The organism is Pseudomonas sp. MF7453 (genome assembly GCF_016405455.1).
GTDB lineage: Bacteria > Pseudomonadota > Gammaproteobacteria > Pseudomonadales > Pseudomonadaceae > Aquipseudomonas > Aquipseudomonas paralactis.
Genome location: NZ_JAEKCN010000012.1, coordinates 251,659 through 260,317, shown reverse-complemented (window position 1 = coordinate 260,317; position 8,659 = coordinate 251,659). Strand labels below are relative to the sequence as shown.

7 protein-coding genes are annotated in these 8,659 nt (G+C 60.8%); all 7 read right to left on the bottom strand.

Annotated features, from left to right (window positions below; all coding sequences use genetic code 11):
- Positions 1–9 precede the first annotated feature (9 nt).
- Complete coding sequence (locus JFT63_RS20010) at positions 10–1,944, bottom strand: methyl-accepting chemotaxis protein (RefSeq protein WP_057702590.1); 1,935 nt, start codon at positions 1,942–1,944, stop codon at positions 10–12.
- Positions 1,945–2,083: 139 nt separating this feature from the next.
- Positions 2,084–3,373 carry an adenylosuccinate synthase gene (locus JFT63_RS20005; protein ID WP_014716669.1) on the bottom strand — a complete coding sequence of 430 codons (1,290 nt, stop codon included), beginning with the start codon at positions 3,371–3,373 and terminating at the stop codon, positions 2,084–2,086.
- Positions 3,374–3,427: 54 nt separating this feature from the next.
- Entirely contained in the window at positions 3,428–4,615 is a 1,188-nt protein-coding gene (locus JFT63_RS20000) for an ATP phosphoribosyltransferase regulatory subunit (protein ID WP_057702589.1), read from the bottom strand.
- Positions 4,616–4,908: 293 nt separating this feature from the next.
- On the bottom strand, positions 4,909–5,775 hold the full coding sequence (gene hflC, locus JFT63_RS19995) for a protease modulator HflC (RefSeq protein WP_003188064.1): 867 nt from the start codon (positions 5,773–5,775) through the stop codon (positions 4,909–4,911).
- Positions 5,775–6,950, bottom strand: coding sequence for an FtsH protease activity modulator HflK (hflK, locus tag JFT63_RS19990; protein ID WP_005784234.1), 1,176 nt, complete (start codon positions 6,948–6,950; stop codon positions 5,775–5,777). Before hflK ends, hflC begins: the two co-directional genes overlap by 1 nt.
- A 96-nt stretch (positions 6,951–7,046) precedes the next feature.
- On the bottom strand, positions 7,047–8,348 hold the full coding sequence (gene hflX / locus JFT63_RS19985) for a ribosome rescue GTPase HflX (RefSeq protein ID WP_003188061.1): 1,302 nt from the start codon (positions 8,346–8,348) through the stop codon (positions 7,047–7,049).
- Between the two features lie 12 nt (positions 8,349–8,360).
- Positions 8,361–8,621 (bottom strand): RNA chaperone Hfq, encoded by a 261-nt coding sequence (gene hfq, locus JFT63_RS19980; protein ID WP_003188059.1) that lies wholly within the window; start codon positions 8,619–8,621, stop codon positions 8,361–8,363.
- Positions 8,622–8,659: the final 38 nt, after the last annotated feature.

The window sequence follows — 8,659 nt, the reverse complement described above, 5'->3', positions numbered from 1 at the left end:
CAGGCAACCTCAAGCCCGGAACTGCCCCAGGCTCGCCTTCAACTGCGCCGCCAACCCATCCAGCACCTTCCCACTGGCCGTCGTCTCCACCACCGCCTGCGCGGCACGCTCGGCCTGGGCATGGATCACCTCCACGCGCCCACGCACCGCATGGGCGCCCTGGGCCTGGTGCTCGGCGGCGCGAGTCGCCAGGCCAATGGCCGCGTGAACCTGCTCCACGGATGCCTGCACCGTCTGCTGCAAGCGCACGCTGTCGCGCAACACCAGCAAGCCCTCATTGGCCTGGCGGCCAGCCTTGCCGATGGTTTCCACCGCTTCACGCGCGCCCTGTTGCAATGCCACGATATGCGCCTGGATGTCGCCGGTAGAGCTCTGGGTCTTGCTGGCCAGCGCACGCACCTCGTCAGCCACCACCGCAAAGCCACGCCCGGTCTCGCCCGCTCGCGCCGCCTCGATAGCCGCATTGAGCGCGAGCAAATTGGTTTGCTCGGCAATGCCATGAATCACGGTCAGCACGACCTCGATCTGCTCGCTTTGCTGCGCCAGACGCTCGATTACCTGGGAGCCGGCCTGGACCTGCCCCGCCAGCGCCTCAATCAAGCTGCCGACTTCAGCCGAAGTGCGCGAATTCTCATCCGTGGCCTGGCGAATATCCACCACCTGCTGTAACGCCGCCTGCATGGCGTGGCTTTCAGCCTGGGCCTCGTCAGCCATTTGCGACAGTGCGCGCAAGCTTTCTGCCACCTCGTCGCGCTGCAAGCCCGCTGCCGCGTCGGCGCCAGCATTGCGCAATGTCATGGCACCGATTTCCACACCGGTACGCTGGGCCACGTCGCCCGCCTCGCGCACGATGGGCTGCAACTTATCCACAAAGCGATTGACCGCCGAGGCCATATCGCCGATTTCATCCTTGCTGTTGATCTGCACGCGCTTGGTGAGGTCGCCCTCGCCTGCGGCCAGATCATCCATCGCGGCAATCAGCAACTTCAGGCGATTGACCACGCGTCGCCCCAGCACAATGGCGATCAGCAGCAATACCCCAAGCCCCACCAGTGCCAGCCCCATGCCGATGCGCCAGCGCAGGGTGCCCGCCGCGTCTTGCACGGCGCTGGCGGTATTGGCCGTCATTTGCGTGGCAGTGGCTTGCGCAGATTGCAGCCGGGCGCCCATGGCGCTGGCACTGTCAGCCGCCGCCCCCTTGAGGCTGTCGCCCACCAGTTGATCACCGCTGGCGATCAACGCGGCAAAGCGCTTATCCAAGGCTTGCAGGTCGGCTTCAACCGTCGCGGTCGACACGCCCATGCGCACCTTGCCGATTTCTACACCATTGGGGCTGATCGAGGCTTCGACGTAATACACCGACGGGTCTGTCTTGGCCGCGTCCAGCACCTTATCCAGAGCACGCTCACCCGCGCCCTTTGCCAGCAGGGCCTGGTTGATCGGGTTTTCGCGGTTCAGGTATCGGGTCAGGTGCTCGCCTGCGGCGTCGTCATACACCACGAACAGCACATTGGGGTTGCGCTGGGCCCGGCGGGCAAACTCTGAAAGGGTCGGCACGTCACTGTCCCACATGGCGCGAGGCGCGACCGAGGCCAGCAACTGCGCCATGTCATTGGCGGAGTCCTGCAGGTCTTTTTCCAGCGTCGCACGCAACTGCTTTTGCTCTTCCTGCAAGCGCGTGGACAGCCCGGCTGTGAGGCGCTGGCGCGTGCTGGCGGACAGGCTGTCCAGGCTGGACGTGACTTCCTTGCCAGCCTGGGCCAGTTCACCAGACAACTTCTGGCTATCTATGCCCAGGCGATTGCCCAAATCGGCTTCCAGCGCCGTCACCGTGCTCCGCGTCAGCGCGACGGCGACCAGCACTTGCACCAAAAGGGCGATACCAAGGGTAACGAACACCGGCCGCAACAGACGGCTTTGTAACAACGAGAGAACGGCAGACACTGGAAATCCCTCCACCACGGGTGCCACTAATTTGATAGCACCTCGAAAGAGGGAAACACAGCAAGGGTCGTGCCGTTTGCCGGGCAGAAACGACAAAGGGCTCCCGAAGGAGCCCTTTGCTTTTTACATCAACAGCTTATTAAGCGAACGGGTGACGCAGAACGATGGTCTCGTTGCGGTCCGGGCCGGTCGAAATAATGTCGATAGGCGCACCGATCAGCTCTTCCACACGCTTGATGTAGGCGCGAGCGTTGGCTGGCAGTTCTTCCAGGGTCTTGGCGCCCACGGTCGATTCGGTCCAGCCTGGCACTTCTTCGTACACAGGCTGCAGGCCCACGTAGCTGTCAGCGTCAGTCGGGGCAACATCGTTGCCTTGGGCGTCTTTGTAGCCGACGCAGATGTTGATGGCTTCCAGACCGTCGAGTACGTCCAGCTTGGTCAGGCAGATGCCCGAGATGCTGTTCACATCGATAGCGCGACGCAGGATAACGGCGTCGAACCAGCCGCAACGACGAGCACGGCCAGTGGTGGCGCCGAATTCGTGACCTTGCTTGGCCAGGTGTGCGCCAACGTCGTCGAACAGCTCAGTCGGGAACGGACCGGAACCTACACGGGTGGTGTAAGCCTTGGTGATGCCCAGAATGTAGTCCAGGAACATCGGGCCAACGCCCGAGCCGGTGGCAACGCCGCCAGCAGTGGTGTTGGAGCTGGTCACGTACGGGTAGGTACCGTGGTCGATGTCCAGCAACGAACCCTGGGCACCTTCGAACATGATGTCCTTGCCGGCGCGACGCAGATCGTGCAGCTCGGCGGTCACGTCCAGCATCAGCGGCTTGAGCAGCTCTGCGTATTCCTTGCACTCGGCCAGGGTCTTTTCAAACTCGATGGCAGGCTCTTTGTAATAACCGACCAGCATGAAGTTGTGGTAATCCACCAGCTCACGCAGCTTGTCTTCAAAGCGCGGCATGTTGAGCAGGTCGCCCACACGCAGGCCACGACGTGCAACCTTGTCTTCATAGGCCGGGCCGATGCCGCGACCGGTGGTGCCGATCTTCAGCTCGCCACGGGCCTTTTCACGGGCCTGGTCCAGCGCAACGTGGAAGGACAGGATCAGCGGGCAGGACGGGCTGATACGCAGGCGCTCACGCACCGGCACGCCTTTCTCTTCCAGCTTGGTGATCTCGCGCAGCAGGGCGTCAGGTGCAACTACCACGCCGTTGCCAATCAGGCACTGCACGCCTTCGCGCAGTACGCCCGACGGGATCAGGTGCAAGACAGTTTTTTCGCCATCGATGACCAAAGTGTGGCCAGCGTTGTGGCCACCCTGGTAGCGCACTACGGCGGCAGCATGTTCGGTCAGCAGATCAACGATCTTGCCTTTGCCCTCATCACCCCATTGGGTGCCCAGGACTACGACATTCTTACCCATAACACTTGTCCTCATTCGCGCAAACTTGGTGCCGGCGATGGCCGGCAGGAAAACTCAAGAAGCCAGTGGCGATACTTGCCAAAGCCCGTTCTGCTGAATCAATTGCCGGTCGCAGTCCGCTTCACGGGCGGCGGCCAATGGCTGCCCAGGCAAGGCCTGGACCACACGCTGACCCTCACTGCGTAACTGGCAAACCTGCTGCCAGAGCGCCGCGTCCGTACTGTCGGGCATCCAGATGCCGCCAGACGGCAGCTCGACCTCAGCACGCCCCAGGGTCACCAGGGTTTTCAAATCGGTGGAAAAGCCAGTGGCCGGACGTGCACGACCGAAGTCGGCGCCGATATCGTCGTAACGACCACCTTGGGCGATGGCTTGGCCAACACCCGGAACAAATACCGCGAACACCACACCGGTGTGGTAGTGGTAGCCGCGCAACTCGCCCAGATCAAAATACAGCGGCAGCTGCGGGAACCGCGCCGACAAGCGTTCGGCAATCGCCAGCACGTCATCCAGTGCCGCCAATACCGGCGCCGGCGCATTGGCCAGGCGCTCACGCGCAGCCACCAGCACTTCACGGCCGCCGCACAGGTCCACCAGCGCACGCAGCATAGCGGCCAGTTCAGCCGGCACACCTGCTGTCAGGGCGATCACTTCGTCGATAGCCTTGCGCTGCAGGGCATCAAACAGCTGTTGCTCCACTTCACCGGACAACCCGGCCGCACGGGCCAGGCCACGGTAGATACCAACGTGACCGAGGTCCATGTGGACATCCGGCACATCCGCCAGTTGCAGCATGGCCAGCATCAGGCTGATCACTTCAACATCGCTGCTCGGGCTGGCATCGCCGTACAACTCGGCGCCCAACTGGATCGGGCTGCGCGAAGACGACAAGGCGCGCGGCTGGGCATGCAGCACGCTGCCGGCGTAGCACAGGCGGCTCGGACCTTCGCGGCGCAGGGTGTGCGCATCGATACGCGCCACTTGCGGCGTGATGTCGGCACGGAACCCCATTTGCCGGCCCGATTGCGGGTCGATCACCTTGAAGGTACGCAGATCCAGGTCCTGGCCCGCGCCGGTCAGCAGGGATTCCAGGTACTCGATATGGGGAGTCACGACAAACTCGTAACCCCAGCTCTGGAACAGATCCAACACCTGGCGACGCGCTACTTCAATGCGCGCAGCTTCTGGTGGCAGTACTTCTTCGATGCCATCTGGCAGCAGCCAGCGGTCTACCGTTGCCATTACGCCATTCCCCTTTGATCCGGGCGGCCAGCCCTCGGCCGAGCCTTGAGTGAAGCAGAAAATACCCGCCCCTTGCATAAACCACGCGCAAGAGCGACGTGACGAACGGCCTGCAAACGGCCTCGTCGGGCACTTTCCTCGAAAAACCTGTCACGCCTGCCGAATCAAACATGCAGACGCAAAAAAGCCGGGAATTTCCCGGCTGCCGCATCATACACCCGTTTTCTGAAAGGATCACCCCGCCAGGCATTTTAGCCGCCCGACGGAGTGCGCCTTACAGAATCACGGGCTGGTTACTTGGACTTTTCCAGGTAGCGGAAGAAGTCGCTACTTGGGTCCAGCACCAGTACGTCGGTTTTGTTCGCGAAGCTTTCACGGTAGGCACGCAGGCTACGGTAGAACGCGTAGAACTCCTGGTCCTGGCCGTAGGCCTTGGCGTAGATCGCTGCGGCTTGAGCATCGCCATCACCACGGGCCTCTTCAGACTCACGATAGGCTTCTGCCAGCAGGACACGCCGCTGACGGTCGGCATCGGCACGGATACCTTCAGCCAACTCGTTACCCTTGGCACGGTGCTCACGCGCTTCACGCTCACGCTCGGTGCTCATACGCTCGAACACGCTGCGGTTCACTTCCTTGGGCAGGTCAATGGCCTTGACGCGAACGTCGACCACTTCAATACCCAGCTCTTTCTCCGCCATGGTGTTCAGCGAACGGGTGATGTCAGCCATCAGCGCATCACGCTCACCGGATACCACCTCGTGCAGGGTGCGCTTACCAAACTGGTCACGCAGGCCCGATTCCAAACGACGCGACAAACGCTCGTCGGCAATCTGCTTGAGGCCGGAGGTCGCAGTGTAGAAGCGCTCGGCATCCTTGACGCGCCACTTGGCGTACGCGTCAACCATCACGGCTTTCTTTTCCAGGGTCAGGAAGCGCTGTGTCGGTGCATCCAGGGTCATCAGGCGGGCGTCGAACTTGCGCACCTGGTTGACGTAGGGGACTTTCACATGCAGGCCCGGCTGGACATCCGCCTGGACCACGCGACCGAATTGCAGCAGCACCGCACGCTCGGTCTGAGCGACGATGTAGAAGCAGTTCCAGGCAGCGATGACCACGACGACGCCCACAATCAGGGCGGTCAGCGATTTATTGCTCATCAACGGCTCTCCCTGGTACGTGTTTGCTGTTGCAGCAAGTCAGCGGCCGCACGGGCGCTCGCTTCGTTGGCAGCGGCATTCGAACCGGTGGACGGTGCGCTGGTGCCGCTACGACCACTCTCGATCATCTTGTCCAGCGGCAGGTACAGCAGGTTGTTCTGCCCACCCTTGTTGCCGGTCACGAGAACCTTGCTGGTGTTGCTGAAAACTTCCTGCATGGTGTCCAGGTACAGACGCTCACGCGTGACTTCCGGTGCCTTGCGGTACTCGGCGACCAGCTTGGTAAAGCGATCTGCCTCACCCTTGGCGCGCGAGACCACTTCATCGCGGTAACCGTTGGCATCTTCAAGGATGCGCTGGGCCTGACCACGGGCTTCCGGCACAACGCCGTTGGCATAGGTTTCAGCCTGGTTGCGCGAACGCTGCTCGTCTTCACGGGCACGGATCACGTCGTCAAAGGCTTCCTGCACTTCACGCGGTGCCGCTGCGCTCTGTACGTTCACCTGAGTGACGGTAATACCGGTGCGATAGGTATCGAGGAACCGTTGCAGGCGCTCCTTGATTTCGCTGGCCATCAATTCACGCCCTTCGGTCAGCACCTGGTCCATGGCGGTAGAACCCACCACATGGCGCAGGGCACTTTCGGTTGCGTGTTGCAGGCTGATTTCCGGCTGATCAACGTTCAGCACGAAGTCCTGCAGGTTGCTGATCTTGTACTGCACGGTCAGCGGCACTTCGACGATGTTCTCGTCTTCGGTCAGCATCTGGCCCTGCTTGGTGTACGCACGCTCACGCGTGACGTTCTCCATGTACTTCTTGTCGATCGGCGGGAAATAGATGTTCAGGCCCGGCCCGACAGTCTCGTAGTACTTGCCGAAGCGCAGCACCACGGCTTGCTCCTGCTCGTCCACCACGTAGACCGCGCTGTACAGCCATACAGCTGCGAGCACGACAAGACCCAGGCCCAGCAGGCCATAGCCACCGCCCTTGCTTGTGCGACCGCCGTCGTCACCACCACGTTTTTTTCCACCACCGAACAACCCATTCAGGCTTTCCTGCAGCTTTCGGAAGGCCTCGTCGAGATCCGGTGGCCCCTTGCGGTCGCCATTATTGCGGCGCTTACCACCCCAAGGATCCTGATTATTCGAGTTGCCACCCGGCTCATTCCAAGCCATAGCGCTCTCCATCTGATAAAGCAAAGACGCACCCACGGCGCGCCGACCAATGCTACAGAATGCCTGCTACTGCGGCACAACCGCTTTCTCAGGCTTTTATTGCAAAGTGTGTTGTTCGATGAACTCTGCCGGTACAACACCCTCTCGGCTGACCAGCCGATTGAGTTCCGAGCGTGGCAATCGAACGGCCAGCAAGCTGACACCTTCTTCGTCGTGTTCTTCTTTCTGTACCGCACCCAGCTCGAAAAACTGTGCCCGCAGTCGAGCAAAACGCTGCGGCAAGCGCAAGGTGCCGACAAACAAATCACTGCCCAGCAACTCGGCAATCGCTTGTTCAAGCAGCTCCAAACCACTGCCATCGCGCGCCGAGAGCCATACCCGCTGGGGCTTGCCGTTTTCGTCACGCTGAATTTGTGGCTCAACGCCTTCAAGCAAATCGAGTTTGTTATAGACCTCAAGGATCGGCAAGTCCTGGGCACCAATCTCGCCCAGCACCACCATGACCTGTTCAATCTGCAACATGCGATCCGGTTCGGCCGCATCGATCACGTGCAGCAGCAGGTCGGAATTGCTCGACTCTTCGAGCGTAGACCGAAATGCCTCGACCAGCTTGTGCGGCAAGTGACGAATGAAACCCACCGTATCGGCCAGGACAATCGGCCCCAGGTCGTCGATGTCCAGACGGCGCAAGGTCGGGTCGAGGGTGGCGAACAGTTGGTCGGCCGCGTAAACATCCGATTTCGTCACGTTGTTGAACAGCGTGGATTTACCGGCGTTGGTGTAACCCACCAGCGACACGGTAGGGATATCCGCACGGGAACGGCCACGGCGCGATTGTTCGCGCTGACTGCGGACTTTTTCCAGGCGGCCCTTGATCTGGCGCAGGCGAACCCGCAGCAGACGCCGGTCGGTTTCCAACTGGGTTTCACCCGGACCACGCATACCAATGCCGCCACCTTGACGCTCAAGGTGCGTCCAGCCGCGAACCAGGCGGGTGCTCATGTGATCAAGCTGGGCCAGTTCGACCTGGAGCTTGCCTTCATGGGTACGGGCGCGCTGGGCGAAAATGTCGAGAATCAGGCCGGTACGGTCGATCACGCGACACTCGAAAACACGTTCGAGGTTACGTTCCTGACTGGGCGTGAGAGTGTGATTGAAGATCACCAGATCGGCTTCTTCAGCGTGAACCAGGTCGCGCAGTTCCTCGACCTTGCCGCTGCCGATCAGGTATTTGGCGGTTGGCCGATGACGCGGCACGTTAAAAAACGCAACGGTCTCGGCGCCGGCCGAATTTGCCAACTCCTGAAACTCCTGCGGATCTTCGCGCGCCTCAGGGTCCTGTCCATCCAAGTGAACGAGGATTACTCGCTCACCACCACCGTGGCGCTCAAAGAACAAAGGAGACTCCTATCAGGCGTTACCTGGCTCAGCGTCACCCTGTTCATCACCTGCTGCGCTAGGCAGACGGATTGGACGAACTGGAACGACTGTCGAGATAGCGTGCTTGTAAACCATCTGGCTGACGGTGTTTTTCAGCAGGATAACGAATTGGTCGAACGACTCGATCGTACCTTGCAGCTTGATGCCGTTGACCAGATAGATGGAAACCCCAACTTTCTCTTTACGTAAAGTATTCAAGTAAGGGTCTTGTAGCGAATGCCCTTTTGACATGTGCCGCACTCCTTTAAGGATCAATAATAAAAAATCGG